This window comes from Pseudoalteromonas sp. 20-MNA-CIBAN-0454, from assembly GCF_040308685.1.
In the GTDB taxonomy this organism is placed as follows: Bacteria; Pseudomonadota; Gammaproteobacteria; order Enterobacterales; family Alteromonadaceae; genus Pseudoalteromonas; species Pseudoalteromonas nigrifaciens.
This window is the reverse complement of the sequence record NZ_JBEOOB010000079.1, coordinates 1-1657: the sequence shown is the minus strand read 5'-3', so window position 1 is coordinate 1657 and position 1657 is coordinate 1. Positions and strand designations below refer to the sequence as shown.

2 protein-coding genes are annotated in these 1657 nt (G+C 45.4%); both read left to right on the top strand.

Features of this window, described 5'->3' with window-relative positions; translation table 11 throughout:
* The coding region (gene istA / locus AAEZ22_RS17965) for an IS21 family transposase (RefSeq protein ID WP_352298322.1) at positions 1 to 1257 on the top strand (1257 nt) is incomplete at its 5' end.
* Positions 1258 to 1271: 14 nt separating this feature from the next.
* Positions 1272 to 1657 (top strand): ATP-binding protein (locus AAEZ22_RS17960; RefSeq protein WP_352298319.1); only part of this gene is annotated, 386 nt, incomplete at its 3' end.

Below are 1657 nucleotides of genomic sequence, written 5' to 3'. Positions count from 1 at the left end.
GTCACCAAGAACTTACTCTGGGAAGAATATACTCAGCAATATCCGAATCGTTGTTACAGCTATTCTCAGTTCTGCGATCGCTATATGACCTGGCTTAAAAAGCAAAAACGTTCGATGCGACAAGTGCATAAAGCAGGAGAAAAACTCTTTGTCGATTATGCGGGTCAAACGATGCCCATTGTTTGTAATGCGACGGGTGAAGTGAAGTTCGCCCAGATATTCGTGGCGGTGATGGGCGCATCAAATTATACATTTTGTGAAGCAACCTGGAGCCAAAGTCTACCCGACTGGATCGGCAGTCACGTGCGAGCATTTGAATTTATCGGCGGTATACCTGACATGGTTATCCCCGATAATTTACGCAGTGGTGTCAGTAAAGCGTGTCGCTACGACCCTGATGTTAACCCGAGTTATCAGCAATTGGCCGCGCATTATGGCACCGTGATTGTGCCTGCTCGTCCCAGAAAACCACAAGATAAAGCCAAGGCCGAAGTGGGCGTGCAAATCATTGAACGCTGGATACTCGCCAAGTTACGACACCAAACCTTTTTCTCATTAGCTGAGCTAAACCATTGCATCAAAGCCTTACTGCTTGAGGTCAATAATAAGCCCTTTAAGCAACTGAGTGGGACACGACAATCATGGTTCGAGTCAATCGACAAACCCGCCCTCGCGCCCATGCCCAAACTAGCTTATCAATTCACGGATATTAAACACGTCAAAGTGAATATTGATTATCACGTTCAGTATGATAACCATCTTTACTCGGTACCCCATCACTTGGTGGGTGAAAAGCTTGAACTTCATGCCAAAGACAACTTGATTGAGGCTTATTTCAAGCATAAACGCATCACCAGTCACCCGAGAAAATATCATCCGGGCATGACCACCACATCCGAGCACATGCCTGTAAAGCATGAGAAGCATCATAAATGGTCACCAGGGCGTTTAATGAATTGGGCGAAAGATATTGGAGATGACGTTTTGCTCTGGGTGAAAGCACAATTGGCACAGAAACAACATGAAGAACAAGCGTATCGTGTGTGCTTAGGCTTACTCAACCTATCAAGAAGCTATCCCGCCGATCGGCTCAATAACGCCTGTGCGATAGCCAATCAATACAGTTTATATCGGTTAAAACATATCAAAGACATACTCAGTAGCAACCAAGATAAATTGCCGCGAACGCAAGAAGAGCCGTCGACGTTATTGCCACAATCCCATGAAAATATCCGTGGTCCTAAAAGCTTCCATTAAGGTAAGGAAATTCTATGTTAGAACAAACGATAACTCAGCTTCGTCAACTCAAACTCAGTGGTATGGCCAACGCCTTAGTGAGCCAAATGGAACAACCAAGTACTTATGAAGGGTTGTCCTTCGATGAGCGACTACAACTGCTAGCAGACAGTGAAGCCCAAGACCGAGAGAGCCGAAAACAACAACGCTTACTTAAAGCGGCAAAACTTAAATTAGCCGCTAACGCCAGAGACATAGATTATCATCACCCGCGAGGTCTCAATCAATCGATGATGGCATCGCTACTGCAATGTGATTGGCTGAATAAATCACAAAACTTACTCATCACAGGCCCTTGCGGTAGCGGTAAAACCTATATCACTTGTGCGCTTGCGCATACAGGATGCATGAAAGGCTACAG